This window comes from Pelagibius sp. Alg239-R121 (genome assembly GCF_947331435.1).
Lineage (GTDB): Bacteria > Pseudomonadota > Alphaproteobacteria > Kiloniellales > Kiloniellaceae > Denitrobaculum.
The window spans coordinates 1-25,986 of record NZ_CAMZOF010000005.1; the positions used below are offsets into that span (position 1 = coordinate 1).

The following is a 25,986-nucleotide window of genomic DNA, read 5'->3' on the forward strand; positions in this document are numbered from 1 at the left end:
AATGCCATGCATCTGCAATACCTTCACAAAGGCTTCTTCCGTCGTCATCTTCATTGCTAAAATCCCTTCTTGTCGTCCAAATTAGATTGCATCAGTGGGCGGTGACCCGCGTGTCTTCCAGAATCATTTCCGACGCTTTCTCTCCGATCATGATCGCAGGTGCATTGGTGTTACCCGACACGATCTCAGGCATGATCGAGCAGTCGGCGATCCGAAGGCCGGCAATGCCGTGGACACGCAGGCGCGCGTCGACAACGGCTTGCGGATCCTGTCCCATTTTGCAGGTGCCCGTGGGGTGGTAGATCGTTGTCGCATTGTTCTTTGCCCATTCCAGCAACTGCTCGTCGCTGGTTTCGTCGGGGCCTGGCCGGAACTGCTCGGCGATCTTGCCGGCTAGAGGTTGCTGTTCCGCGATGTTAATGGCGATCTTAATGCCGTCGACGATGGTTCTGCGATCAGTTTCTGTCGCGAGGTAATTTGGGTGGATCGCCGGATAGGTCTTTGGGTCCGGCCCGTTTAACTTGATCTCTCCGCGGCTTTCCGGGCGCAGTTGACAGACCGACGCGGTAAAGGCTGAGAAGGGGTGAACCCCTTCGCCAGGACTGTCCGCGGACCAGGGTTGAATGTGGAACTGAATGTCGGGCGTCGCCACTTCATCCCGCGTCTTAAGGAATCCGGTTGCAAGGCTCGCGGCCATGGTCATCGGTCCGGCACGGAACAGAATGTACTTCAGGCCAATGCGCATTTGATCGAAGTAACTACGGACTTCGTCATTCAAGGTTGGTTCTTTGCATTTGTATACGAGCCGCGCCTGCAGATGATCCTGCAGGTTTTTACCGACTCCGGGAAGGTCGGCCAGAACCTCGAGACCGTTTGACTTGAGTTGTTCAGCTTCGCCAATGCCAGACAGCATGAGAATCTGCGGCGAGCCGATTGCACCGGATGACAGGATCACCTCTTTCTTTGCCCGGACCACCTGCTCTTTTCCATCGGCGTCTATATAGGCGACGCCGACGGCACGCTTGTCTTCGATCACAATGCGCGCAGTCATCGCTTTGGTAATGATCTGCAGGTTGGGGCGGTTTTTGACTGGGTGGAGATACGCCACCGCGGAACTGCAGCGCCGTCCATTACGTGTGGTCAGCTGAAAATAGCCCACGCCTTCCTGCTGAGCCCCGTTGTAGTCGTCGTTGTAGGCATAACCTGCATTTTGGGCGGCGGCGACCCAGGAGTCGCAGATCGGACGGCTTAGACGCATGTTGGAGACGGACAAGGGGCCACCGACGCCATGATAGTCGTCTTCGCCGCGCTCCTGATCCTCTGCTTTTTTGAAAAGAGGCAGTATATCGTCCCAGCCCCAGCCGGGGTTCCCCATCTGCCGCCAGCGTTCATAGTCTTCCTGCTGACCGCGCACATAAAGAAGTCCATTGAGAGAGCTTGAGCCGCCTAGAACTTTACCTCTTGGCCAATCGAGTTGGCGTCCGTTCAGGCCCGGATCAGGCTCGGTCTTGTAGCACCAATCGACGCTTGGATTGTGCATCGTCTTGAAGTACCCGACCGGAATGTGGATCCAGGGATTCCAGTCGCGACCGCCTGCTTCCAGCAGGACTACGCGGTGTTTTGAGTCGGCGCTCAGCCGGTTGGCCAACACGCAGCCGGCCGAACCAGCGCCTACGACTACAAAGTCTGCTTCCATTTCCTGCATCGTCGTCCTCCTCCCGATCATGTGGCCTTAATGATTGGCTTGCCTTTTTGTGCAAGATGTGTAATTTTTGAGACCATAAGTCTCATAAAGCGCACTTAATTGCAAGGGAGGATAAAGTGACTGTTTCCGATAAGCTCAATGGAATCTCACGACGGGACCTATTCCGGGTTGCCGGACAATACGGTATGTCATCGACTCTTATGGCTGCTGCCAGCTTCGGCGGCGCCATGACGCTGTCCGGCCTCGCCCGGGCTGCCGAGTCAACTTACGAAAAGCGTTTTGCGAAGGAGGCGAAGCACACGCTGAAGTTCGGTGCTTCGGGTTTCAACGCGCGAAATCTGCTGATCGAACGTGCGGGTGCCTTGGAGTTCGCCCGTGATTTGGAATCTCGAACAGACGGCGAGATTCGCATCGAATTCATCGGTGATAACCAGCTCTGCGGCCAGCTGTCCTGCGTGAAGAAGACCCAACAGGGAATCGTCGATATCTATGCGGCTTCGACGCAGAACTCAGCGGGCGGTGCACCTTATCTGAACGTTCTGGACTATGCCTTCATGTTCCCGGGCCGGGCGTCTCAGTATCACTTCCTCTACAGCCCGGAAAGCCAGCGGATCCTGCGTGATCCCCTCGAGAAGCGTCACGGTTTGAAGTTCCTGTTCAGCCATTGCGAATTGCGCGGTATCCAGCTGGGTCTGAAGTGGGAAGACAAGCCGACGGTGGACAAGCTGGAAACGCTGTTCGGAACCAAAAACCGCGTCACGGGTACGCAGCTTGGCCGCATCGCGATGCAGATCTTGAATCTGAACCCGGTTCCGATTGCCTGGGAAGAAACCCTCGACGGCCTGAAGCAGGGTCTGATCGACGGTGCCGAAACCTGGGCATCTGCGGTTGCCTACGCCAACATGTCGCCGGTGGTGTCTCAGGCTGTTGATCTGAAGTTCTTCTGCGGTACCGAACATACCTCCATGTCAGCGAAGGTCTTTGACGGCCTTGAAGGACATCTGCAGGACGCTGTCCTGGAGTCGTCATACCTGGCGCAGGTCCATGTACAGGCCGCCAACGAAGCGGCACTGGTCAAGACCGTCGGTTTCTCCGATCCTCAGATGCCGGGCACGCTGTTTGCGGAACATAATGTTCGTCCGGCGTTCCTGCCGGCTGATCAAATCAAGATGGCCGAAGAAATGTGTTCGCCGGAATTCAATCCGGAGCCTTGGGCACAGTGGCGCGAGCGGCTTAACGGCTGGGCCGGTGGTATTGATACCTACACCGAGATTCACCGGATTGCCCGCGAAGTCCCTGCCGACATGCTGCCCGAGAACGTCGAACCACGGCGCTGGTGGAAAGCCTGATCTAAAAATTATTGCCGCGCCCTGCAGATGTTACTGCGGGGCGTGGCGTCCTTTTAGCTTCTATAAGAATAACAGACAAAAGTCTGATGGCGGGAGGGATCGAGCATGTCATCGTTTTTTGAGGGTGCCGGTGCGATATTCGACGCAATCCTATCCGGGGATTCGTGGATGTTCGCAGATTCGTTGAATCATTCTGCAGCCTATATATTGGGTATATTCGTTGTTCTTGTCGGCGGATTTATCGTTATGAAGATACTTCAGGTCGTTCCGATCCTGGATCGTCACCTGGAGCGAACCATTTTGATCACGAGCTATCTGGTGATTGCGATGGTCATCTTTGTCGAGGTCATCAGACGTTTCGTCTTTCAAGTACAGGCACCGTGGTCAACGACCCTGCCACCTTATCTCTTCCTAATCATGACGTGGGTCGGTTGCGCCTATAACACGCGCTTGCGCTCGCACCTTTCGTTCTCGGAGTTTCGCGCAGGTATGCGCCCGACCGGTCAACTGTTTTGCGTGTGTCTGGACGCTGTTCTTTGGTTGATCTTCGCCTTGATCGTCATCGTCACGACACTTAAGCAGACCGCCAACTCGGCAGCGAATTTTCAAATCCTGCTGGGCACGGACAATATCTTGCAGTGGTGGTTCTACGCCTGTGTCCCGGCCAGCTGGTTGATGCTGAGCGCGCGAGTCATCGAGAACCTTATCGAAGACGTATCGCGGTTCCGCTCTGGCGAACCCGTTGTTCAACAAACCGCGATGATAAGCGATTAGGAGGCGGCAATGACTGACGGCAACTGGATACTCATAATCTCAATCGGCGTCACCGTCTTCTTTATGCTCGGTGTGCCAATATTTCTCGTGATCGGCTTTTGGGTCATAGGCGCGAGTTTTGTGCTTGGTCTGACCCTCGATAATATCGGCGTTGCGCTTTCGGATGTCTTTACCGATGGCTTTGCGCTTCTCGCCATGCCGCTTTTCATTCTGACCGGTGATCTGATCAATAAGTCTGGCATTGCACGCAGGCTTTCCGACTTTGCCTATGCTTGCCTGGGATGGCTCCGTGGTGGTTTGGCGATGGCTAGCCTCGGGGCTTGCGGACTCTTTGCCGCGATTTCCGGTTCCAACTCCGCAACGACCGCGACGATTGGTGCCATGATGCATCCCGAGATGGTCAAGGGTGGCTACGACGAACGCTTTGCCGCTGCCACGGCTGCCGCCGGCGGCACGGTCGGGATCATCATTCCGCCATCCATCATCTTCATCGTGTACGGGTTCCTTATGAACCTGCCGATTTCGGAACTCTTCGTCGGCGGTATCATTCCCGGCCTGTTGATGGTGATCGGCATGCAGGTGGCCTGCTGGCTCGTCTGCACGTTGAACGGTTGGGGTCACCTGATTCAGCTGAAGCTGGTTCGGGTTCTTAAGACGGCCTTTGGCGCCTGGTTGGGCTTTTTTGCGATCGGCCTGGTGTTATGGGGAATCTATACTGGTAAGTTTTCGCCGACGGAAGCGGCCGGTGTTACCGTCGGATTCTGTATTATCGTGGGTCTGATCTCCCTTCCTCTCTATCGGATGATGGGAGAACGCGATCCCGACCGCTCGCCGGAGGAAAAAAGCTACGGCGAGATGGCCCTGGTTGAAGGTTTCACTCTGACCGAGATTCCCGGGATCGTGATTCGTTCCGCTCAGATTACCGGCATCCTCGCGCCACTGATCGCGGTATCGGTCGTGATGCAGCAAATTCTTTCGCTTTTGGGCGCACGGGAAGCCATCCAGGAGTTTGTCACCGGAATGGGCGGTTATTACGCCATTCTCTTTACAGCGATGATTATCGTATTCGTTGCCGGGATGGTACTGGAGAGCCTGCCGAACACCATCATTCTGGCGCCGATCCTCGCACCCATCGCGCACTCAATCGGTGTGGATCCCATCCACTTTGCGGTCGTGTTCCTGGTCGGCGGATCGATCGGATTCATTACGCCACCCTATGGCCTGAATCTCTACGTGGCGAGCGGCGTGACCGGCGTGCCCTATTTCAAACTCTTACGTTATACGGTTCCGTATCTCGTCGCTTTGATAAGTGTCTGGATCTTTGTGGCGCTTGTTCCAGAGCTTTCGACAGCCCTGCTACCCAAGGTGGGGGGCTGATCCAGAGGTATTGCTGTGATGACGGCTGAACAGAAAGAGAAGCCGGACAGCATCCCCACCGTCTTGCGCCTCCTCCTGGTCGTTGAGGAGGTTGCAAGGCAGGGTGTTCCGGTAACGCCCTCAGAGATAAATCAACATCTGGGCCTGCCCAAACCGACGATTCACCGGCTCTTCACCACTCTGGAAGAAGAAGGATTTTTGCAGCGGAACCTGGACGGGAAAAGCTATACGCCGGGTGCGAGACTCAGAGCTTTGGCTGCAGAAGTCCTCTCCGCCCGCAGTCTCCGCGCGGCACGGCTGGCCGCTATGACGGCCCTGGCCGAAGATGTCGGAGAAACGTGTAATCTTGCTATTCCAGACCGTGATGAAATGCTCTATCTCGAAAGGGTGGAGACCAAATGGCCCCTTCGGATCCGGCTGCCGGTCAGTAGCCGCGTGCCGCTCTATTGCACTGCCAGCGGCAAGCTCTACCTCAGCACGTTAAACGACACTCAAATCGACGGCTATCTGCAGCATACGACGTTTGAGCAACATACGCCGCGCACGATTACGAACCATGATCACCTGCGCGAGGAAATCAATGCCGTGCGCCGCAGCGGTTACGCACAGGACAATCAAGAGTTCATGGAAGGCATGATCGCGCTCGCTGTACCGATCAACGATCAAAGTGGCCGGCTTTTGTCGACTATCGCCTTTCATGCACCTGTGCAGCGTATGGCGATGAAGGAGGCTTCCAGCCATCTGCCCAGGTTACGCGAGGCGGCGGAGGAACTGTCCCGGCTGGTCACCGACGAGACTTGATCATTCCGCTCTATCACTATTGAGATGGATTGGACGCCAGAGATTTCGCCAATCTCGCCAGGATTGCCTCACGCGCGGTATCGTCGCCTGCTGCTTCCAATTGTCCACGTAGGTCCAGCGAAAAGGCGGCGAGCCGATTGTGCCAATCCAGCTTGTTCACTGCTTCGACTGCGAGACGGCGCGGCGCGGCGCCTTTAATCAGTTTCGCACCATGGCCGCTGAGATCGAATTCATCGTCTAGTTTTGGGATGATCACGCTGTCCGCTGGCAGGTCTTTCTCCGTCACACCTTCCTTCAAGGCGTTCAAACTAGTCTGTTCGCCGTGGACCAGAAAAAGCCCCCGCGTGATGGGCAAACGCATTCTGATCCAGTCGATGAGGCCGTTCCCGTCGGCGTGCCCCGAATAAAAATCCAGCGAACGTATGCGCGCTTTCACCCTGATGTCGCTCCCTTGGATCCTGACGGCTGACGTGCCTTCAAGCAGCAACCTGCCAAGAGTCCCGGGTGCTTGATAGCCTACAATCAGAACGGTGGTTTTCTTATTGCTGAGGAAATGTTTGAGATGATGGCGAATGCGGCCGGCATCACACATGCCGCTTGCAGCGATGACGATGACGCCGCCGCTGTAGCGGGCGATTGCTTTGCTTTGATCGACGGTTTCCGTGAAGTGGAAAGCGGGGTGACTGAAGATGGCGCCCTGCTCAGAAATATCCTCCAGGTTTTCGGCGTGGTCTTCGAAGACTTTCGTGGCCCGTATTGCCAACGGCGAATCCAGGAACACCGGCACGTGAGGCAACACGCCCCGGCTGATCAATATGGCGAGATCAGCGAGCAGTTCCTGAGTCCGTTCGACGGCGAAGGAAGGAATCAGGAGAACACCGTCTTTGTTCAATGCATCGGTGACTTCCTGAGCCAATATGCGACGGCGTTCCGCCACCGGAATGTCGGTCCGGTTTCTTCCGCCGTAGGTCGCCTCGCAGATCACGTAATCCAAACCGGTCGGCCCGTCCGGGTCCGGGTGGAAGAGTTTGTGATCCGGTCCGATGTCGCCGGAAAACAGCAACCGGTGTTTTCTGCCATCTGATGCGTCGTCGGCGAGCTCGAGTTCGATGGAAGCTGCGCCGAGTATGTGCCCGGCGTTCCAAAACCGCAGTTTTGCGCCGGGAGCGATCTCATGCCATTGCTCGTACGCGAGAGCGCGCAGACTGTTTAAAGCCTTTTCGGCATCCGCATGGGTGTAAATCGGCACTATAGGTCGATGCGCACGTTGCCGACGGCGCCGGTTCAGGTGCTTGACTTCCATCTCCTGAATGTGACCGCTGTCGGGAAGCATGTAGGTCAGGAGGTCACGGGTGCCCGCCGTGGCATAGACCGGACCGGCGAAACCCTGGCGGATCAAGCGGGGAATAAGACCGCTATGATCGATATGGGCGTGCGTGAGCAGGACACAGTCGATGTCTTTGGGTTCGAAGGGAAAGTCGTCATAATTGAGCGATTTTAAAGTTTTGGAACCCTGGAACAGACCGCAATCGATCAAGATCTGATGCCCGCCACAGCGTAGCCAAAAACAAGAACCAGTGACCGTTCCGGCGGCACCGCAAAACTTGAGAGAAAGAGTCATTGGCGCTCCTTCCTAACTTCCTGCTGTTCACATCGTTGAAATTTTCTGTCGTGGTAGGCGGATTCTACCTCACGGAGCATGCGCCGTTCCTGACCGCGGTAGCGCCGCGAAAAATGAAAAGGCTCGATGCTGATTGCCCCGGCACTGGCGGCAAGCCGGCCGGCCTGAGCAGTGGTCAGATGATAACGGGAATGAGCAAGCGCACTGTCTGAGGCGGCAAACTTCGCTTCAATGAAGAGGACGTCGGCATGGTCAGCCAGCTTTTCAATTTGAGCAGCGTTCCAATCATTGAACTGACAGTCGGTCACGTAACAGATTTTGCGGCCCGGATTTGCCACAATGACTGCGTCAACGAGATCACCAAGCCTGCATGCACCTCGTGACTCGTCGATGAGGATAGATGTGTCTGGTGGTAACTGCTGCCGGAGTGCCTCTTTCAAGCGGAACAGCCAGGGACCGCCCGGCAAATCCAGTGCGGCAAGCTTACTATCATCGATATGCCACGAAGCTTGTTCGCGAATGGCAAAAGCCAGGCAGGGGAGCTTGTGATCCAGCAAGGCGCAATCGACGATGACGTCGTGGTCTTCCAGCAACCGACTGTCGTCGAGTGCCAACCTTTTGATATTGCCACGTTCGAATCTGTCTTGAATAGCGAAGTGAGTGCGGCGTGCGCTGTCGCCTGAATTGATTTCCATGACGATGATGCGCAGTGCAGATGACTTTGGTGCATCAAGGTTCCAGCTGTAAGCCGCAAGCTTGTGACCAACTTTATCTATGATGCCAGTGGGACCGTATATCCGAAGTTCTTTGTCGAGATCGAGTTGGCTCTTCAATAAATGATCGAAGCCAACGAAGTGATCCATGTGGGTGTGAGAGATGAAAAGGTCGGAAATGATGCGCAACTGAGATGCCCGCAAAGATGTCAGGTCTCCGGCGTCTATCAGCAACGCCCGCTTTTCGTGTTTGAACCCTAGATAAAGGGCCGGATCGCCGAACCGGCCATTGACCAGAACCGGGTTTAAAGGATGCGGCACGCCTCAATGCGTCCAGTCGCGCCGGTAGATGAGCCAGTAAATCAAGGCTACCAGAACCGATCCGCCCAGGACGTTTCCCAGGGTGACGATCGAGAGGTTGAGTGCCAGACCGATGAGATCGGCTTCGAGATATCCGGACATCATCGCGACGGGAATGACATACATGTTTGCGACGGAGTGTTCGAACCCGAGGCCGACGAAAGCGGAGATGGGGAAGAGGATTGCCAGAACCTTATCGGTCACGCTACGGGCGGCAAAACATAGCCAAACTGCCAGGCAGACCAAGGCGTTACAGAGAATTCCACGAACCAGGGCTTCCCCGGGATCCAACTGAAGTTTGCTTGCAGCGATCGAGGCGGCGGTTGTTCCCACTGCACTACTGTTAGCATCGAAAATGCCCGATAAGGCAAACAAGAACGCAGTACCCGCTGCACCCGCAAAGTTTCCGAAATACACCAGCCCCCAATTGCGTAGCATCTGGGCGAGCGTGATGCGGCGATCGGCCCAAGCCATGACAATCAGATTGTTGCCCGTGAAGAGCTCGGCGCCTGCGACGACCACAAGAATAAGTCCGAGTGAAAAGGCCATGCCGCCCAGCAGCCGTGTCGGCCCGAAGCCCAACTGACTTCCGGTGACCACCAAGGTGTAGAACATTGCCCCAAATGCGATGAATGCGCCGGCGAGGGCCGCCAGAATGAGAGTCGGTATCGTGGGAAGTTTGGCTTTGGCGACACCGGCGTTTTCTACGCGCAGCGCCACCTGTGCCGGCGTGTAGGCGTCGATGTCGATAAGTCTTGCGGCAGTATCACTCATCACGTCGATTCCACTCCCTTGGTCCCATGTTCACGCTATTCAGCCTCATCGTCTGTGTATGGACATTGATGTCGCTCAATTTCGCAGGTTGAAGAGTGGATCTGCCTTTTGCCTTTGCGTTCTGTCCTTAAGGCACTTGATCCAGGTCATAGCAAGACGACGCATCCCCGACATAGGCTGCCCTCAGGTTTCGAGAACCAGCCTGTTTGAAAGTTGGAGCAGGAACGCAGCGGACATGGATAAGAAAACACGGCTCAACATCATCTACGCGGTTGTTGCCGTATGGGTGATCCTGTTGTTTCAGAGTTGGTGGATCAATGCGCGCGAGGTCCAGCAGATTCCATACAGTGAATTCGAACAGCTGTTGGAAGATGGCAAGGTTGCGGAAGTTGCCATCACACAAGACAGCATTCAGGGTACGCTTCGCGGATCATCAGTAGAACCGCTTAAGAAATTCAAGACAACGCGAGTGGATGCTGAGCTCACCGAACAACTTAACAAGTACGGAGTTGTCTATAGCGGTGTCATCGAAAGCACATTTTTCCGGGATTTGTTGTCGTGGATCCTGCCGGTGCTTTTCTTCGTTGCGATCTGGATGTTCGTGATTCGGAGGTTTGCTGAGAAGCAGGGTTTCGGCGGCATGATGTCGGTCGGCAAGAGTAAGGCAAAGGTCTACGTCGAGACCGATATTAAAGTGTCCTTCAACGATGTTGCAGGGGTTGACGAGGCGAAGGACGAACTGGAGGAAATCGTCGAATTCCTGAAGCATCCGGACCAGTACGGCCGGCTCGGCGCAAGAATCCCCAAGGGTATCCTGCTCGTAGGACCGCCAGGTACCGGCAAGACTCTTCTGGCGCGAGCAGTCGCGGGAGAGGCGGGTGTTCCATTCTTTTCCATTAGCGGTTCGGAATTTGTCGAGATGTTCGTCGGAGTTGGGGCCGCAAGGGTCCGGGATCTATTCGAGCAGGCACAGAAAGCAGCACCCTGTATCATCTTCATCGATGAACTTGACGCGCTCGGACGGGCGCGTAGCGTTGGTGGCTTTGGCGGCGGCCACGACGAAAAAGAACAAACGCTTAATCAGCTCTTGTCGGAACTCGATGGGTTCGACCCGCGTCAGGGAATTGTTCTCCTTGCCGCAACGAACCGGCCAGAGATCCTGGACCCGGCTCTGTTGCGTGCCGGGCGTTTCGACCGGCAGGTTTTAGTGGACCGGCCGGACAAGCCCGGGCGCGCGGCAATCCTGGAAGTGCATGTTCAGGGTATCGAACTAGCCGAAGACGTCAACTTGCAGAACATCGCCGCGCTGACACCTGGATTTTCCGGCGCGGATCTCGCAAATCTGGTGAACGAAGCCGCAATTCTGGCGACCCGGCGCGGCGCCGGTGCTGTTGCCATGGAGCACTTCACGGCGGCGATCGAACGGATCGTCGGCGGGCTTGAGAAGAAAAGCCGCCTGCTCAATCCACACGAACGCAAGGTCGTCGCTTTTCATGAAATGGGTCACGCATTGGTCGCGACGGCCTTACCTGGGATGGATCCGGTGCACAAGATATCGATCATCCCGCGCGGTGTCGGAGCTCTCGGCTATACCATGCAGCGCCCGACGGAAGATCGCTTTCTCGTGACCCAAAGCGAACTGGAAAACAAGATGGCGGTACTTTTGGGTGGTCGGGCAGCCGAGCAGATCGTCTTCGAAGAAGTGTCGACCGGCGCAGCCGACGATCTGGAGAAGGCCAGCGAAATTGCGCGCCACATGGTGACCCGGTTCGGCATGTCAGAAAAGCTTGGCCAGGTGACTTACGAAATGCGGCAACAGGCGTTTCTTGGTGAAGGTGTGATCGGTAATTCGGAACGCCGCGAATACAGTGAAGAGACTGCCCGCAATATCGACCGTTGCATTCGAGAGCTGACGGATCACGCCTTGAAACGTGCGAGAGAGGTTTTAACGACCTATCGCCGGCAACTAGACGAAGGCGCAGCTCGGCTCTTGGAAAGAGAAACGCTCACAAGCGGGGACTTACCGCGCCTGACCGATATCAAAGCCCCGAAAGTCGGACAGACCAGCGATATGTCGGCAGCCTAGAAAGGGCGATTGACCATGAAATTCTCGGCATCTCACAGCAGGGATGAACGGTCGAATTACGCCCATTCTGCCGTTGCGGGTAATGCGAGCCGCAAGGCCTGCGGTGAGCTCAAAAATACGCATCGGATGGAGGATCAATCCGAGGTCGAAGAATTTTTGGCTTCGACTGCGTTTTGCCAACCTTGGGGTTCTGATGTCGAGCGGATAGATACTCATGCCGCTGTCGTTTTTTTGGTCGGTGACCGTGCCTACAAGATCAAACGTGCTGTCAAGTACCCCTATCTGGATTTCTCGACTTTGCCGAGACGCCACGCTGCTTGCCTGCATGAACTAGAGGTCAACCGCAGGACGGCGCCGGCGCTCTATTTGGGCGTCTGGGCTATTCGGCGGCGTGCGAATGGACAACTGTACATTGATCGTGGCGACGCAGATCAGGATCCAAGCGCCGTCGTGGAGTGGGTCATAGAGATGATACGCTTCGATCGCGAAAAAATGCTCGACCGAATGGTGGCGCGCCACGAATTGAATGACGCTTTACTCAAGGATCTGGCCGAGGCCATTGCCGCCTTTCACGGCTCGGTGGATCCGCTGGCAACAGGTTTCGATAACGCAAAGAGCTTTCGAGCGATTATCCACGGAAACGACCTGGCTTTCGACGAATATCAGTCGCTATTTCCACGCGAGCAATCGTTGGACTTGACCGCTAAATCCCTTGCCGTTGTCGAAGCACATGCATCCTTGTTCGCCGAGCGGCAGGAACGTGGCAAGGTCCGGCATTGTCATGGGGACCTTCATCTCGCCAACATCGTCATTATCGATCAGAAGCCCGTGTTGTTCGATGCCATCGAATTTGACGACCGGATTGCCACAGTCGACGTCTTTTATGATCTGGCGTTCCTGATAATGGATCTCTGGGAACGCGGCTGCAGGCGTGAAGCCAACGTTGTTTTCAATCGCTATTTAGCGATCACTGGCGACTACTCGGCCCTGCCACTCTTGCCGTTGTTCCTTTCCGTTCGCGCGTCGGTCCGGGCCAAGGTCTCGGCTGCGCAGGGGCGGTCTGAAGAGGCGACAACCTACTTTTGTCATGCCGTCCGATTTTTGACACGGGTGCAGCCTACCTGTATCGCCGTCGGGGGGCTGTCCGGGAGCGGAAAATCGTGTCTCGCCCGCGCTTTGGCGCCGGAACTTGGGGCAGCGCCTGGGGCGATACATCTGAACAGCGATGTTATTCGGAAGGAACTCATTGGCGTCGCAGAGACCCAGCGGTTGCCTCGCTCGGCCTACAGCGAGTGGGCGAGTGCTCAAGTCTACGAAGTTTTAGAAAAACGCGCACGCGACATTCTGAAGCTTGGTTGCAGTGTTGTCGTTGACGCCGTGTTTTCTGTGCAGGCGAAGCGCCGCTCCTTCGAAACCGTTGCGTCGGATATGTCGATACGGCCGTGGTGTTTTTGGCTGTCTGCCCCCGGTGATGTTTTAAAATCGCGGGTCGCGGTTCGCAGGAATGACGTTTCCGATGCGACTCAAAAAATCGTCGAGCTGCAACTCGGTTACAATCTGGGTGAAGTCTCGTGGCAACGCATCGAGAGTAACGCTGAACCGGACATACTGGCTCGTCGGATTCTTGATAGTGTGAGGAATGATCATTGCGGTGCATGACGGAGCAATCGAGAATCCGCAGTAAACGTCGATCAGGTATGTTTGTGGCGCTGGCAGTTTTCGCCGGTACGATCTTGACACAGCCTATTTTAAAGGCTGCCGACGTTCCCGCTCTCATCGGCAAACAAAGCAACTACGTGATTGCCGACGGCGAAACCTTGCTGGACGTAGCTGTCGCCAACGATCTCGGATATGTCGAGCTGCTATTGGCGAATCCCGGCGTCGATCCCTGGCTGCCACCGCCGGGCATAAGTATCGTGCTACCGCACTCTCATTTGTTGCCGGAGACGAAGCACCAGGGCATCGTGGTCAATCTGCCGGAGCTTCGCTTGTATTATTTCCCAGACAGCGGTGGCCAGCTTCGCACCTATCCCATTGGCATCGGAAGCATGCACAATGAGACGCCGACCGGCCAGACAACCGTGATCAAAAAACGCACCAATCCAAGTTGGATACCGCCTGAATCGATCCGGCAGGAAAACCCGGACCTGCCAGAGATAGTGCCTCCAGGTCCGCAAAATCCACTCGGTAATCATGCGTTAAATCTCGCTTGGACAGGCTACATCATCCACGGAACCAATCGGCCTTACGGCATTGGGCGCAGAGTCAGTCACGGTTGCATCCGAATGTATCCTGCCGACATCTCCGAATTGTTCGAGCTGGTGGAGGTGGGGATCCCGGTTAGGATCATCGATCAACCGGTCAAAGTGGGTTGGGTTAACGGGGAACTCTATCTGGAGGTCCATCCGACGGCCATTCAGATCGACGCCCTGGCGGCAACCGGACGGTTGACGCCTTACGCAATACCGAAAACAGCTGAGACTGTTCTTGCTGCCGCGAAAGCGCAAAGCGATCGATTGAATTGGTCCGTGATCCGGCGTGTATCAATGGAACGACGTGGCATCCCTATCCGGATCACGGAGCCTAATGATAGCTGACATCAGCTAGAGTTTGATCGTTTTGCTAGATCAATGAAGAACGTGAATCAGTCTCTGGGACATATGGTTTGAGACTGGTTCAGACCCTTGGTCGTTGAAATCAAGGGCGATCGCGTTTCATGATCTTGCCCAAGCTATTTTGTCAGCGACTGCTTAAAGGTCCGGTCGGCCTTTGCATTTGCCGCGCGGGCCTGTTCCTCGGCCGTTGCTGCACGTTGTTCTGCTGCTGTTGCCTGTTGCTCCGCTGCTGCCGCACGCTGTTCTGCCTTTGTCGCACGCTGTTCTGCCGAGGCGGCGCGTTCTTCGGCCATGCGTGCGGTTTCCGTTGCCGCCGTCACTTCGCTCCGCAATGTCGTGATTTCGGATTGGTTGGCACAGCCGCTCAACAGCAACAACGATGCTGCTACAATCACGAAGGCTGACGCTCGGCCTGTCTTTGACATCTGACTCTCCTTTGATCTTAGAGCTTTGAAAGGGTTGTTCGACTTAACCCATTCAAAGCTCTTTAACGCTTGCGGGCGTTGATAAAGATCAAAATACGACGACAAACTGACTGATCAGATGAAGAATTCGTTGGCAGAATACCCGATGCTCACCTTCCTTCGAACGCGGGCGGCCGCTTTTCAAGGAAGGCGGCCATACCTTCCTTCTGATCGTTAGTTGCAAACAGTGCGTGAAAGACCCTTCGTTCGAAAAGAATCCCTTCGTTCAATGAGCTTTCCTCGGCGCGGGCGACCGCTTCCCTGGCCACCATGACGGCTGGCTTGGAATAATTTGCGATTGTCTGAGCTGCCGACTGGGCTTCTTCGATCAAGGAGTCCGCTGGGATTACTCGGGACACCAAACCAGCGCGCAGGGCTTCTTCGGCATCGATCATGCGTCCGGTCAAGATCATATCCATCGCGAGAGCACGGCCAACCAGCCGCGGCAAGCGCTGCGAGCCGCCGATGCCTGGGATTACGCCCAGTTTGATTTCAGGTTGCCCGAACTTTGTACTGTCGGCGGCAAAGATCATGTCGCACATCATGGCCAGTTCGCAGCCGCCGCCCAAAGCGTAACCGGAGACTGCCGCGACCTTCGGCGTGCGCAAGCGGTTAAAGGCCTCCCAGCCCGCAAAGAAATCCGCCTCCACCATGTCGACGTAACCTTTGGGCTGCATTTCAGAAATGTCGGCGCCGGCGGCAAAGGCCCGTTCGGAACCGGTGATGACAAAACAGCCAACGCCCGGGTCTTCATCAAGTCGGGACAGTTCCGTTGTCAATTCGCGCATGACGGTGCTGTTCAATGCGTTCAGAGCTTTCGGCCGGTTTAACCGTACGGTCACGACGCGACCGGCGCGCTCGAGTATAATAGTCTCGGTCATTGTTGAAGCCTCCAGTTTCAGGAATCCCAGATAGCGCCGAAAGCGGGGATACCCCGGCGTTCCATTTCGGCGACCACGTGACGGGTCAGTTTCTGGTTTGAAATGCAGATTACTGCCTCCGCATCGAAAGAACGACAGGCCTGTAGCGACAAGGCCGCGAGATCGGGTTTGCCGTGGCTGTCGGTGTCCCAGATGTGGGCGTCCGGGCAGGCGCGGAGGATCTCGTCGACGATGGCGTCGCCATAGGTTTTGCGCGGGCTTCTGGTGGCCCAGATCAGATGGATCGGTAGTTGTTGCGCCAGCAAGTGAGGCAGGACCGGTCCGATGCCGCTGCCGGTTGCGACGTAAACCACGCGTTTGAACAAAACCTCGATTCTGGCAACACCCGAGGTCGTGATGCCCTTGACCCAGACATGAGAGGGACAGTCGTCGATGAATTTTCCCGTCCAGTCGCCCGCCCGCGAAATGATCAGGCGGTAACCCCTTTCGCCCGGTGCCGGAATGGAGGCAAAGGAGTGCCATTCCAGCAGTGGATTCCGGCTGATCGCGTTGGAAGATCCTGGAAAGGCATCGTCACCGTAATTGAAGCGCACGGCAACTGCATGGTCCGAGGGTTTGACGATCTCGACGGGAACTTTCTTCAGGCGCAGCCAAGGCAATGCGATGCTGAAGGTGATCATGCAGAGCGCCCAGAAGGCCGGTGTTTCAAAGGTTGAAACGCCTTGACCGCGTATGAACAGAAGCGATTGAGCCCAAAATAATGCCAGAGCTGCCCACCCTCCGAAGCGGTGCACGCGTTCGAACATGTTATGGAATTTTGCGCGCAAAGGGCTGAGGGCCGTAACCAGCATGACGATGAGCAGCGCAACGAGCGCGGCGGATACCGCACCCAATTCGATTGAAACCCTCGGTGAATCATTCGACAGCTCCCAAAGAGCCGCACCGCAAAAGAAAGCCACCCAAAGGCTTCCCATGGTCGCTCCGCCGCTGTGGAGACCGCCGAAATGGAAGACCTTTCCCAAGGTCCAGCGTATCGAGAGCGGCCAGGAAGTTGGCACCCGGGTTGCCGCCCAAAATAGGAAATTGATCACGTATTGTTGCCGGATCAGGATTGCGAACGTCAGGTTGGCGACGGCAAGATTGGACAATTGTGCAAGGGCCGGGCCTTTGTGGGTCCAGAAGATCCCATCGTGCAGGCCCATCGCCAGATACAGGAGGTTGGCAACAATTACCAGCGTTGCCAGGCGTCGGTACTGGGAGAGGTGAGGGTGCGCAAACAGGCGCCGCAGGGCGTTCGGTCTGGGTGTTTCCGGAACGGACAGCCGGTTTAGGTTGCTCGTGAGGTCTGACATCACGCCACCTGCCTTTTGCCGGTGGCTTTGGCGCCGGAACTAAATTTGGATTTGTCGTCGGGCTGGGTCTCCGACTTCGCAATGGACAGCAATTTGCGCTTGTCGATCTTACCTCGGCTCGTCATTGGAAAAGCCTCCAGAGCAAGAAGAACCGATGGCATGCAATAGTAGGGCAAGGCTTTTTCGATCTGCGCTCGGGCGCCCGCCGAATTTACGGAGGCGGGACGGACAAAGGCCGCGAGGTTTCGGTCGTCCAGCTTCAAGGTAACCGCTTGCAGACAGTCTTCCGTCTTTTCCAGCGCATTGGAAACCGAGTCGAGTTCAACCCTGAAACCCCGGATCTTGACCTGATCGTCGGTGCGCCCGAAATGCTCGAGGGCGCCTTCCGGGGTCCAGCGGCCGAGGTCGCGTGTCCGGAACATCATCCGTCCGCCACCAAGGAATGGGTCCGCGAGGTAGCGTTCGGCCGTGAGCAGTGGGTTATCGAGATAACCGGCGGTGACGCAGTCACCACCCGCCCACATCTCGCCGACTTCACCGATCGGCAGGGGCCTCAGATCCTCGTCAAGGATATAGACCGTGTTGTTCGGTGTCGGAACGCCGATGGTGAGGCGTGCGGCCTCCGGAGAGTGAGGCAACATCGTATTGACAATCGTGGTCTCGGTAGGCCCGCAGGAATTGTAAAAGGTCGCGAAGGCGGCCCAGGAATCGGCCAGCGGGCGGGGGCAGGGCTCGCCCGCCACCGCCACGGTCTTGACGTTGCGGCAATTTTCCGCCACGCATTTTCCAAGCACGGAGGGCGTTGCGATCACGACGTCGGCCTGCCGGACGGCCTCCTCGATATCGGTGCCCCGGATGACAAGCGTGCCGCCGTGGGACAGACAACCGAGGATTTCCCAGGCCGCCATGTCAAAGGCGATTGAGAGGATATGGGCCACTTTGGTGCCCGGCTTGATACCAAGCGAGCCGGGTTCGGTCAGCAATATGTTGCAGAGATTCCTGTGGGTTACCTGCACTCCGTTCGGCGTTCCGGTTGTTCCCGAAGTGAAGAGGATGAAACAGCGGTCGTCGGGCAGAACTTCCACGGATGGCGGCTGCAATGATCTCGGTTCACGTACGGCCGCTTCGATCGCAATCGTCGTCACTCCTGCAAGCCGCGGCATCTGATCTTCGAAGCATTCGAGTGTCAGGATTACTTTGGCTTTCACAGCCTTTGCTATATGCCGCAACTGTTCGTCGGGTGCGACGGCGACGTCCTGCGGGACATAACAGGCGCCGAGCTTCAAGCTTGCCAGAATACCGATCAGCATCGGGATCGAACGCCGCAGGAACAGGCAAACCGCATCTCCGGGTCCTACTCCCTGCTCAGCCATTTTCGCCGCGAGATGGTTTGCCTGTCGGTTCAATGCACCGTAGGTGATGCGCGAGCCCAGGTGCCGCGCGGCGATGGATTTAGGAGCGGTCTTTACCTGAGCTTCGATGGCCCCATGGATGGAGCGGTGAGAAGGTTCGGCGACCGGTCCGACCCCGAAGCGCTGAAACAGCACGCGGTCATTTACCGACAGACCCGCGAGCGCATTCTGTGTCGTTTCGTTCTCGCTGGCGAGATCGATTTGTATGTATTTGGACAGCTTTTCGGCTTGAACAGTCTCAGCGTTCGACAGTTTTATACTGGCTTGTAATGTCATGGCTCTGGCTCCAAATGAGAAATAACGCGGGCCAGATGATCCTATCGGTGTGGTGAGCGTTTTGAATTAAACTCAAATCAAAATGATGTTCTCAGAATTGACTGAATAAAACGGCGTGTGAGGTGTTTGCCAAAACCAAATTTATAGTTGCGGAGCCGCGAATCGCGTGCCCGCGATGACACACATTCTTGCCCTCTAAATGTCACGGAGACACAACTGGCCATTCAATAGGTGGTATCAGAGATTTCGTTGAAGAAGATATTCTTCCGGCAGCGCGACCCAGTCTCTTGTTCGGATCATCGCAGCAATTTCGTCCAAAAGGATGTTGACCACGGCTTGGGTCGCGATGGTATCCGCCCGGTGGGACGGACGCGCCAAGACGATCTGTCGCGTGACATTCGGCCTGGTCAGTGGATTGGTTTTCACGAGCCCCGCCTCGGCTTCTTCCTGTACGGCTGAAAAAGGCAGGATCGTATGATAGAGACCGCGCAGGACCAGCGATTTCAGAACGCGAAATGAGTCACCCTCTGCACAAACATTTAAATGACAATCGGCTTTTCTTGCCGCGACCTCCACCACCGACCGCAGACCATGTGATTGGCTAGGCAGTGCCAGCGGCAAAGCTGCGGCAGATTCGAACTTTACTGGAACGCCGACTTGCTCGGGCCATATCGCCGGACTGATCAATGCGAGATCTTCAGTAAACAGCGGTGTTGCTCTCAAATGCAGACTGTCCGCCGGACCATAGAGCAAGGTTCCATCAATCTCATCGCGTTGCAGCCATTCCACCAAATGTCCGGCGTAGCCTTCAACTAACCGAAGAAAAATTCCGGGTTGCTCCTGTGCAACCCTGCTGACCAGACGATCGGCCAGCTTGGCGCTTGTCGTCGGCATCAAGCCAAAGGAAACATGGCCGGTGATGGTTTCACCCAGCGAGCGCACGTCGTCGATCGATTGCTCAAACTGCCGGATTAGGGGGGAAATGCGTTTGTAAAGTTCCTGTCCGTGAAAGGTCAGGCTCATGCCCCGCGCATGGCGGTCGAACAGGGGGGCGCCGACCTCAGTTTCAAGCAGCTTGATCTGGCGTGATAGAGCGGATTGTGCAATGCGCAAACGGTCCGCCGCTGAGCTAAGAGAGCCTGCGTCCGAAACCCGGATAAATGTCTTAAGCTGCTTTAGGTCCATTGCTGATCTATCTATTATTGAGATGGAAGATATCTCTATATTCTGTTTTTGTGAAACCTTAGAATCGAATTAATCTGCAAGGCCCGATTCGGCTCACACCAAGGAAGACGCACGCATGGCTGACAGCTCCACAGACACCTCGTTGCCGGATGACTCCCGGCAGGATTGGGCTGACGGGATATTCGACGTTCTGAAATCCTTTGAATTGACGCAGGCGTCCTACGTGCCCGACGGTGGCCATGTGCGCTTGATCGAGCGCTTTCAGGCGGACGAGTCGATCGCAGCTATTTCCCTCACGACGGAAGAAGAAGGCGTGGCGCAAAGTGCAGGTGCCTGGCTAGGCGGTGCGCGCAGTGTTCTCTTGATGCAGTCCAGCGGAGTTGGCAATTGCATCAACATGCTGTCGCTGATCAAGCACTGCAAGTTTCCGTTCCTGACACTCATAACCATGCGCGGCGAGTGGGGTGAGTTCAATCCCTGGCAAGTGCCGATGGGCTCGGTTGTCGGAGATTGTCTCTCGCTGATGGGTGTCACGGTAATGCGGGCGGACAGGCCGGAAGAAGTCGTACAAACCGTGCGTTCGGCGGCGTCCATGGCTTTTCTCGGAGGAACGCCCTGTGCCGTTCTGCTGTCACAAAGTCTGATTGGCGCGAAGGACTTTACGAAATGACAGACAAGATCAAGGACCGCCTCGATCGCCGTGCCGTGGTCGCCGCGCTTTTGCGCGGCAGGAGCAACGCGATAGTCGTTTCCGCGCTCGGCGCAGCGACCTACGATGTTGCAGATGTCGGAGATCACGACCGTAATTTCTATCTCTGGGGCGCGATGGGTGGTGCGGCGATGATCGGACTGGGGCTCGCGCTCGCCCAACCGGACATACCCGTTATTGTCGTGACTGGAGACGGCGAAATGCTCATGGGTATGGGATCTTTCGCGACGCTGGCTCTGCAGAACCCGGGCAACCTCAGCGTGGTCGTCCTCGACAACGGACTTTACGGTGAGACCGGTTCCCAGGAAACGCATGCCGCCTTTGGTGCCGATTTGGCCAAGATTGCGGCAAGCTGTGGCCTTGAAGATGCTCGAACGCTTACGACGATGGATGACGTTGAGACTCTGGCGCCCCGGTTGCATAGCCTGCGGGACAGCCCCAGCGTCGCGGTGGTGAAGATAGCCGGGGGAAACAAACCAAAAGTCATGGCACTCCGTGACGGCGCAATCAATAAAGGGCGCCTTCGTGCGGCCCTGGGTTTGCCGGTTGAGTAATTCAGATCAGGTGATCAGAGAGGGATAAGATGCGCGCAGCAATGTTTCACGAATTCATGGGGCCGATTGACGTCGAGACTGCGCCTGATCCCTCACCGCCGGTCGATGGCGTAGTCATCCGTGTGATGGCGAATGGAGTCTGTAGAAGTGATTGGCATGCCTGGATGGGACATGACCCGGATATTAAATCACTGCCACATGTCCCCGGTCATGAATGCTCGGGTGTCGTAGAGGCGGTCGGTGCTGGCGTTCGGAACTGGCGGCCGGGAATGCGTGCAATTGTTCCCGTGGTCTCAGGCTGTGGCAAGTGTGGTTTCTGCCACGCCGGTCAACATCAGGTTTGCCCGGATCAGTATCAGCCTGGATTCACCGGTTGGGGTGCTTTCGCAGAATACGTAGCCATCCCCTATGCGGACGCCAACCTGGTAGAACTTCCAGAGAGCCTCTCGTTTGAGGTCGGAGGCAGCATAGGTTGCCGTTTCACAACAGCCTTCCGGGTCGTTGTTCAACAGGGATCGGTCGAACCCGGACAGTGGGTTGTGGTTCACGGCTGCGGTGGGGTCGGCCTTTCGTCGGTAATGATTGCAGCGGCGATGGGGGCGAATGTTATTGCGGTGGATATCAGCGACGACCAGCTCGCACTGGCCCGTGCCGCCGGAGCCGTCCACACCATTAATGCGCGGGAAAGCAATGAAGTGCCGGAGGCAGTACGCGATATTGCTGCGGGTGGTGCGCATGTCTCCATCGACGCGCTCGGCAGTCCGGAGACTTGTATCAACTCGATCCTATCTCTCCGCAGGCAAGGCCGCCATGTTCAGGTTGGCCTGTTACTTGGCGGTGAGAACAACCCGCCTATTCCAATGGATCGCGTTATCGCACATGAACTGGAGATTGTCGGCAGTCATGCAATGGCCGGCCATACCTTTGCGAACATGATGAGTATGGTGACGAGCGGAAGGGTTGATCCTTCAAAACTTATCACAAGGAGTGTCGACCTGACCGAAGGTGCAAAGATTCTGGAGCAGATGGGAAACTTCACTGAAACCGGCGTTACCATGATCACCAGCTTTTCGTAAGCCTATAAAGGTCGAGAGCCCCGATGGTCCTGATCGCTATCCAGGATATTATCGGCAGAGCCGGTCGAAAAATCTTTTTCTTGCCCGAGGCAGTAAGACTGCGGACTCAAGTGGAGACCTCGATTGCCGAATGCGAGGTTTTAGCTGTTCGGCGTTCTTTGTGAAGTTGGTTGGAACCAAAAGGTTCAGACCGCGACGCGTACGACCTGCGACGCCTGGCCGTAATAGGCTGGTTCCGCGCCTGCGCGCCGATAAGCTTCGCTCGATCTGCCGTATCTCTCTATGAGTTCCTGCCTCTGAAAAGATGACGAGGCGTTTGTCTGGCCGTCCTCATGTTGAGCCATTAGGTGTGCAACGAACCCGGTGTTCGATGCGGCTGACAGACTGGGTTTGCTGGGGAACTGGTGTCGGGTGCCTGATGCTTTGTTTCGACTGTCGTCGTAGGCATCCGCGCGCCGCTGCGCAGGAGACCCGGTTTCTCCCGCACGCGCCTGCTCACCCCTCGGCAGGCGCCTGTCCGTTTGATCTGCTTCGCCCCGGCCCGATCCGGTCTGACGGGACCTTTCCCGCAAAAAGCCCAGAGCAGCGTCATTATCCAGAACCACCGGGGGAACCGCTTCAACCGGCCGTGATCCGCTATTTGACAGGGCTCGGCCCAAGGGGCGTGCCACTGTCACTTTTGCCGGATTGGGGCTGATTTTGATAAGCTCGTTCATTCCGTCCACGGGATTCGGTCTAACCTACTCCTGCCTACAATCTATATCTAATTTTATGTAAATTAAATAAAAATTTTGTGATGTGTTGGATTAACCATATTTGTTAATAATAAAAGCTGTTGTATTTCGTGATATTTCCTAGAATTTACACATGTTTATATGAAAATAGATGGGAAAACACACTATCGAGATCAATCTTTATTCACTGTTCCTTAAGGCGGCTACGGTATCCATAGCCTGCTAAGCCTTATTGCCCAGGTTATTGAGGTGGATGTGCCCCATTCCATGTAGGAACGCGGGAGCTTTAGCTAGGAGAGCAAGACCGTGACACGGTCGGAATCGACACGGCATCTTTTGGATGAGATCGGGCGTTTGCGTTCGGCCATCGATGCTTCAGGAGACGTCCTCTACGATTGGGACCTGGCGGCGGATACAATCCGCTGGACCGGGCGAGCTGCCGACGTGTTCGGCGCTTCATCCGATTCACTGCCGATTTCCGGGGATGACTGGAGTGCGAAGCTTAGTCCCGAGGACTTGCCACCGCGGATGCGGGCGCTAACCGAACATCTTGCCGGCCTGACGGAGTACGATGTTGAGTACCGTATCCGCATGGAGAATGGCAGCTCTCGTTGGATTCATGACCGCGGCAGCGTTGAATTGTCGGCTTCGGGCGTGCCTGAACGCATGCAGGGTACCCTGCGGCATATCGATCGACGCAAGCAGACTGAGGCGCGCTTGGAGTATCTCGTCAACTACGACGAGCTTACAGGCCATTTTAATAAATTGAGGCTTCGCGAAGCGCTGGAACAATCCATGGCGCGTGCTGAGCGTGCCGGCAAATCAGGCGCCTTCGTTGTCATCGGTATCGACAAGCTCGGCATGGTCAATACGGCCTATGGCTGCGATTCGGGCGATGCAATCCTCGTTGATGTCGCCCGCTGCCTCGACGATTGCCTGCGTATGAGCGATACGGTCGGCCGTTTGGGCGGTGATCGCTTTGGCATCGTGCTCGAAGGGCGTGACGAAGGAGACGCCGACGTCGTCGCCGACCGCGTCCTCAGCACCATACGCAGCCTGTTCGTCGATATCGACGCGGGCCGCCTTCACGTTTCCGCCTCAGCAGGGGTCGCAAGCTATCCTTCGGCCGGTCAGAATAGCCTGGATATTATAACCCACGCCGAGAGCGCTCTGCTGGATGCCAAGGCGAAAGGCAGAGACTGCGTCCATGCCTACGAAATGACCGAGGAACAACGAAGCGAATACCGGAATTCCGTCGGTATCGGCACCGAGGTCCGTGAGGCCATCAAAGAAGATCGTCTTGCGTTGGCCTATCAGCCGCTGGTTGAGGCGCAAAACGGCGAAACGTCGTGTTACGAATGCTTGCTGCGCATGTATGCCCCGGATGGCAGTCTCGTTCCCGCCGGCCGTTTTATCCCCGTCGTGGAAAAGCTCGGTTTGATGCGCGCCGTGGATCGCTTGGTGCTAGATCTGGTGCTGCAGGATCTGGAGCTGAATCGCGATGTGGTGTTGGCGTTCAATATCTCCGGGCTCACGGTCGCGGATCGTTCCTGGCTGCGGAGCCTGCAGTCGCGACTGAGAGATAAGCGTCAGGTCGCCGAGCGCATGATCGTGGAAATCACAGAGACAGCTGCCCTCTACGACAACGACGAATCGGCCCGGTTTGTCGAATCCGTGCGTGCCTTGGGTTGCCGGGTGGCCATTGACGATTTCGGCGCCGGCTACACTACCTTTCATCACCTCAAAACCTTACCGGTCGACATCGTAAAGATCGACGGTTCGTTTGTCCGTGACATCCAGGCTTCGCCCGACAATCAGCTTTTCGTACGTAATCTGCTATCGCTTGCGAAAGCCTTGGACCTGACGACGGTTGCCGAATGTGTCGAGACTCAGGACGATTCCGATTTTCTGAAATCCGAAGGTGTCGATCTTCTTCAGGGCTACTTCTTCGGCAAGCCGGAGCTCCAGCCTTCCTGGCAGACGATTGATCGCAGTTCGCGTGCCGGTCGGACTCTCGTCAGCGAAGGTGCTGCGGCCGGGCAATCGGCCCAGCAGGATATGTCAGCCGCCATACTGGTTCCACTGCCTGCAACCGGTCAGTCTCAGAAATAGAGTCGGTTGCTTCGTATCGGGGCCTTCCGTTGAACTTCATCAGATGAATGACCGTTCCGGACATGTCTTGACCGGCGCAGTTTCCAGCAGCCAGTCGCACAATGTTATCAAGGCGTCATTGTGTCTGCCCTGGCTGGGCAGCACGAAATACACACCTCTTCCGGTATAGAGAGGGGGCGGCATAGCCAGCCTCAACTTGCCTTGATTGAGATCTTCCGCAATCAGCGACAGATCGCCCAGCGCAATGCCGTGGCCGGCTTCCGCTGCACGGACCGCCATATCCAGGGTTTCAAAGGCGGGTCCCTTGTCGCCCGACAGGCCATCCGCGCCGACAGCTTTCAGCCACCAGGGCCAGTCCCGGCGGTCCGTTGTGGTATGAAGCAACGTGGTCTGGCCAAAATCTTCCGGCTTGTTAAACGCCGGATGGGAATCGGCCCAATCGGCTGCGCAGACCGGAGCAAGGCATTCCCGGGACAGGCAATAGCTTTCAGTATCCTGCCAGGACCCGTCACCGTAGAGAATTCCAGCATCGAAGCTGTCGGTATCGAGCCGGGCGGGATGCAATGCGATGGTGACCCTTACGTCGATTCTGGGGTGCGCCTTTGAAAACTCGGGCAACCGTGGCATCAACCAGCGTACGGCGAAGGTCGGCATGACCTGAAGGCGCAGGACATTCCTGTCGCGCAGAAGTGCGCCGGCTGCCCGGTCCAGATTTGACAGTGCTTCAGTGATAGACGGAGCGAGAGACCGACCCGCATCGGTCAGGTTCAAAGAATTTGCGCCACGAGAGAAGAGCTTGGCGTCAAAGTATTCCTCAAGATTTTTGACCTGTCTGCTGACGGCACCCTGCGTCACGCAGAGTTCCTCAGCAGCGCGCGTGAAGTTTCCGTGGCGCGAGGCGGCTTCAAAGGCGCGCAAAGCGTTGAGGGATGGCAGATACCGGTACATAGCACACTCGTCATGAGTTTTTTTCGATCTAGCGTTCAATTTAAATCGCTGGAACCTTCAATGCACAACGATTTTAATTGCAGAGGTTTCGAACTGGCCGATTTTTTC

22 protein-coding genes are annotated in these 25,986 nt (G+C 56.2%); 11 read left to right on the top strand and 11 right to left on the bottom strand.

Annotation, left to right across the window (positions count from 1 at the left end):
* Nucleotides 1–91: 91 nt before the first annotated feature.
* A complete protein-coding gene (locus tag QMZ18_RS16365; protein WP_282607397.1) occupies nucleotides 92–1,705 on the bottom strand; it encodes a GMC family oxidoreductase in 1,614 nt (537 codons plus the stop codon).
* A 116-nt stretch (nucleotides 1,706–1,821) separates the two neighbouring features.
* Between QMZ18_RS16365 and QMZ18_RS16370 the strand changes: the two genes are divergently transcribed.
* The 4 genes from QMZ18_RS16370 (at nucleotide 1,822) to QMZ18_RS16385 (ending at nucleotide 6,006) form a co-directional block, all read left to right on the top strand.
* Nucleotides 1,822–3,054 (top strand): TRAP transporter substrate-binding protein, encoded by a 1,233-nt coding sequence (locus tag QMZ18_RS16370; protein WP_282607398.1) that lies wholly within the window; start codon nucleotides 1,822–1,824, stop codon nucleotides 3,052–3,054.
* Nucleotides 3,055–3,159: 105 nt separating this feature from the next.
* On the top strand, nucleotides 3,160–3,828 hold the full coding sequence (locus tag QMZ18_RS16375; RefSeq protein ID WP_282607399.1) for a TRAP transporter small permease: 669 nt from the start codon (nucleotides 3,160–3,162) through the stop codon (nucleotides 3,826–3,828).
* 9 nt (nucleotides 3,829–3,837) lie between these two features.
* Nucleotides 3,838–5,205, top strand: coding sequence for a TRAP transporter large permease (locus tag QMZ18_RS16380; protein ID WP_282607400.1), 1,368 nt, complete (start codon nucleotides 3,838–3,840; stop codon nucleotides 5,203–5,205).
* Between the two features lie 18 nt (nucleotides 5,206–5,223).
* Nucleotides 5,224–6,006, top strand: coding sequence for an IclR family transcriptional regulator (locus tag QMZ18_RS16385; RefSeq protein WP_282607401.1), 783 nt, complete (start codon nucleotides 5,224–5,226; stop codon nucleotides 6,004–6,006).
* Between the two features lie 16 nt (nucleotides 6,007–6,022).
* Here QMZ18_RS16385 and QMZ18_RS16390 read toward each other — a convergent pair whose 3' ends face one another.
* From QMZ18_RS16390 to QMZ18_RS16400, 3 genes are read right to left on the bottom strand one after another with little or no spacing between them, the layout of a single operon-like run.
* Entirely contained in the window at nucleotides 6,023–7,627 is a 1,605-nt protein-coding gene (locus QMZ18_RS16390; protein ID WP_282607402.1) for an MBL fold metallo-hydrolase RNA specificity domain-containing protein, read from the bottom strand.
* Nucleotides 7,624–8,661, bottom strand: coding sequence for an MBL fold metallo-hydrolase (locus tag QMZ18_RS16395; protein WP_282607403.1), 1,038 nt, complete (start codon nucleotides 8,659–8,661; stop codon nucleotides 7,624–7,626). Before QMZ18_RS16395 ends, QMZ18_RS16390 begins: the two co-directional genes overlap by 4 nt.
* A gap of 3 nt (nucleotides 8,662–8,664) precedes the next feature.
* Nucleotides 8,665–9,474 (bottom strand): formate/nitrite transporter family protein, encoded by an 810-nt coding sequence (locus tag QMZ18_RS16400; RefSeq protein WP_282607404.1) that lies wholly within the window; start codon nucleotides 9,472–9,474, stop codon nucleotides 8,665–8,667.
* Between the two features lie 235 nt (nucleotides 9,475–9,709).
* On the opposite strand from QMZ18_RS16400, the gene ftsH reads away from it, so the two are divergent.
* The 3 genes from ftsH to QMZ18_RS16415 are packed head-to-tail and all read left to right on the top strand — an operon-like array spanning nucleotide 9,710 to nucleotide 14,157.
* A complete protein-coding gene (gene ftsH, locus QMZ18_RS16405) occupies nucleotides 9,710–11,560 on the top strand; it encodes an ATP-dependent zinc metalloprotease FtsH (protein WP_282607405.1) in 1,851 nt (616 codons plus the stop codon).
* A 15-nt stretch (nucleotides 11,561–11,575) separates the two neighbouring features.
* Nucleotides 11,576–13,219, top strand: a complete 1,644-nt coding sequence (locus QMZ18_RS16410) for a bifunctional aminoglycoside phosphotransferase/ATP-binding protein (RefSeq protein ID WP_282607406.1) — start codon at nucleotides 11,576–11,578, stop codon at nucleotides 13,217–13,219.
* A gap of 44 nt (nucleotides 13,220–13,263) precedes the next feature.
* Nucleotides 13,264–14,157, top strand: coding sequence for a L,D-transpeptidase family protein (locus QMZ18_RS16415; RefSeq protein ID WP_282607407.1), 894 nt, complete (start codon nucleotides 13,264–13,266; stop codon nucleotides 14,155–14,157).
* Between the two features lie 134 nt (nucleotides 14,158–14,291).
* On the opposite strand, the gene QMZ18_RS16420 is transcribed toward QMZ18_RS16415, so the two are convergent.
* The 5 genes from QMZ18_RS16420 to QMZ18_RS16440 form a co-directional block, all read right to left on the bottom strand.
* Nucleotides 14,292–14,600: an alanine-zipper protein gene (locus tag QMZ18_RS16420; protein WP_282607408.1), complete on the bottom strand. Its 309-nt coding sequence runs from the start codon at nucleotides 14,598–14,600 to the stop codon at nucleotides 14,292–14,294.
* Between the two features lie 149 nt (nucleotides 14,601–14,749).
* A complete protein-coding gene (locus QMZ18_RS16425; protein ID WP_282607409.1) occupies nucleotides 14,750–15,520 on the bottom strand; it encodes an enoyl-CoA hydratase in 771 nt (256 codons plus the stop codon).
* Between the two features lie 17 nt (nucleotides 15,521–15,537).
* Nucleotides 15,538–16,872 (bottom strand): hypothetical protein, encoded by a 1,335-nt coding sequence (locus tag QMZ18_RS16430; protein ID WP_282607410.1) that lies wholly within the window; start codon nucleotides 16,870–16,872, stop codon nucleotides 15,538–15,540.
* Complete coding sequence (locus QMZ18_RS16435; RefSeq protein WP_282607411.1) at nucleotides 16,872–18,560, bottom strand: amino acid adenylation domain-containing protein; 1,689 nt, start codon at nucleotides 18,558–18,560, stop codon at nucleotides 16,872–16,874. Before QMZ18_RS16435 ends, QMZ18_RS16430 begins: the two co-directional genes overlap by 1 nt.
* Nucleotides 18,561–18,797: 237 nt before the next feature.
* Nucleotides 18,798–19,745: a LysR substrate-binding domain-containing protein gene (locus QMZ18_RS16440; RefSeq protein WP_282607412.1), complete on the bottom strand. Its 948-nt coding sequence runs from the start codon at nucleotides 19,743–19,745 to the stop codon at nucleotides 18,798–18,800.
* A gap of 115 nt (nucleotides 19,746–19,860) precedes the next feature.
* On the opposite strand from QMZ18_RS16440, the gene QMZ18_RS16445 reads away from it, so the two are divergent.
* The 3 genes from QMZ18_RS16445 to QMZ18_RS16455 are packed head-to-tail and all read left to right on the top strand — an operon-like array spanning nucleotide 19,861 to nucleotide 22,084.
* Complete coding sequence (locus tag QMZ18_RS16445; RefSeq protein ID WP_282607413.1) at nucleotides 19,861–20,415, top strand: phosphonopyruvate decarboxylase; 555 nt, start codon at nucleotides 19,861–19,863, stop codon at nucleotides 20,413–20,415.
* Complete coding sequence (locus tag QMZ18_RS16450; protein WP_282607414.1) at nucleotides 20,412–21,008, top strand: thiamine pyrophosphate-dependent enzyme; 597 nt, start codon at nucleotides 20,412–20,414, stop codon at nucleotides 21,006–21,008. Before QMZ18_RS16445 ends, QMZ18_RS16450 begins: the two co-directional genes overlap by 4 nt.
* Nucleotides 21,009–21,037: 29 nt before the next feature.
* Complete coding sequence (locus QMZ18_RS16455) at nucleotides 21,038–22,084, top strand: zinc-dependent alcohol dehydrogenase family protein (protein WP_282607415.1); 1,047 nt, start codon at nucleotides 21,038–21,040, stop codon at nucleotides 22,082–22,084.
* A gap of 185 nt (nucleotides 22,085–22,269) precedes the next feature.
* Here QMZ18_RS16455 and QMZ18_RS16460 read toward each other — a convergent pair whose 3' ends face one another.
* The gene (locus QMZ18_RS16460; protein ID WP_282607416.1) at nucleotides 22,270–22,800 is read right to left on the bottom strand and encodes a hypothetical protein; all 531 of its coding nucleotides are present in this window, start codon (nucleotides 22,798–22,800) and stop codon (nucleotides 22,270–22,272) included.
* Between the two features lie 324 nt (nucleotides 22,801–23,124).
* On the opposite strand from QMZ18_RS16460, the gene QMZ18_RS16465 reads away from it, so the two are divergent.
* Nucleotides 23,125–24,930, top strand: a complete 1,806-nt coding sequence (locus QMZ18_RS16465; RefSeq protein WP_282607417.1) for a bifunctional diguanylate cyclase/phosphodiesterase — start codon at nucleotides 23,125–23,127, stop codon at nucleotides 24,928–24,930.
* Nucleotides 24,931–24,969: 39 nt separating this feature from the next.
* Here QMZ18_RS16465 and QMZ18_RS16470 read toward each other — a convergent pair whose 3' ends face one another.
* On the bottom strand, nucleotides 24,970–25,878 hold the full coding sequence (locus QMZ18_RS16470) for a LysR substrate-binding domain-containing protein (RefSeq protein ID WP_282607418.1): 909 nt from the start codon (nucleotides 25,876–25,878) through the stop codon (nucleotides 24,970–24,972).
* Between the last annotated feature and the right edge of the window lie 108 nt (nucleotides 25,879–25,986).

Excerpts from the sequence above, each read along its gene's own strand:
- QMZ18_RS16365 (WP_282607397.1), bottom strand. The coding sequence starts at position 1,705 with ATGCAGGAAATGGAAGCAGACTTTGTAGTCGTAGGCGCTGGTTCGGCC.
- QMZ18_RS16375 (WP_282607399.1), top strand. The coding sequence starts at position 3,160 with ATGTCATCGTTTTTTGAGGGTGCCGGTGCGATATTCGACGCAATCCTA.
- QMZ18_RS16380 (WP_282607400.1), top strand. The coding sequence starts at position 3,838 with ATGACTGACGGCAACTGGATACTCATAATCTCAATCGGCGTCACCGTC.
- QMZ18_RS16385 (WP_282607401.1), top strand. The coding sequence starts at position 5,224 with ATGACGGCTGAACAGAAAGAGAAGCCGGACAGCATCCCCACCGTCTTG.
- QMZ18_RS16390 (WP_282607402.1), bottom strand. The coding sequence starts at position 7,627 with ATGACTCTTTCTCTCAAGTTTTGCGGTGCCGCCGGAACGGTCACTGGT.
- QMZ18_RS16400 (WP_282607404.1), bottom strand. The coding sequence starts at position 9,474 with ATGAGTGATACTGCCGCAAGACTTATCGACATCGACGCCTACACGCCG.
- ftsH (WP_282607405.1), top strand. The coding sequence starts at position 9,710 with ATGGATAAGAAAACACGGCTCAACATCATCTACGCGGTTGTTGCCGTA.
- QMZ18_RS16410 (WP_282607406.1), top strand. The coding sequence starts at position 11,576 with ATGAAATTCTCGGCATCTCACAGCAGGGATGAACGGTCGAATTACGCC.
- QMZ18_RS16420 (WP_282607408.1), bottom strand. The coding sequence starts at position 14,600 with ATGTCAAAGACAGGCCGAGCGTCAGCCTTCGTGATTGTAGCAGCATCG.
- QMZ18_RS16425 (WP_282607409.1), bottom strand. The coding sequence starts at position 15,520 with ATGACCGAGACTATTATACTCGAGCGCGCCGGTCGCGTCGTGACCGTA.
- QMZ18_RS16430 (WP_282607410.1), bottom strand. The coding sequence starts at position 16,872 with ATGTCAGACCTCACGAGCAACCTAAACCGGCTGTCCGTTCCGGAAACA.
- QMZ18_RS16435 (WP_282607411.1), bottom strand. The coding sequence starts at position 18,560 with ATGACATTACAAGCCAGTATAAAACTGTCGAACGCTGAGACTGTTCAA.
- QMZ18_RS16440 (WP_282607412.1), bottom strand. The coding sequence starts at position 19,745 with ATGGACCTAAAGCAGCTTAAGACATTTATCCGGGTTTCGGACGCAGGC.
- QMZ18_RS16445 (WP_282607413.1), top strand. The coding sequence starts at position 19,861 with ATGGCTGACAGCTCCACAGACACCTCGTTGCCGGATGACTCCCGGCAG.
- QMZ18_RS16450 (WP_282607414.1), top strand. The coding sequence starts at position 20,412 with ATGACAGACAAGATCAAGGACCGCCTCGATCGCCGTGCCGTGGTCGCC.
- QMZ18_RS16455 (WP_282607415.1), top strand. The coding sequence starts at position 21,038 with ATGCGCGCAGCAATGTTTCACGAATTCATGGGGCCGATTGACGTCGAG.
- QMZ18_RS16460 (WP_282607416.1), bottom strand. The coding sequence starts at position 22,800 with ATGAACGAGCTTATCAAAATCAGCCCCAATCCGGCAAAAGTGACAGTG.
- QMZ18_RS16470 (WP_282607418.1), bottom strand. The coding sequence starts at position 25,878 with ATGTACCGGTATCTGCCATCCCTCAACGCTTTGCGCGCCTTTGAAGCC.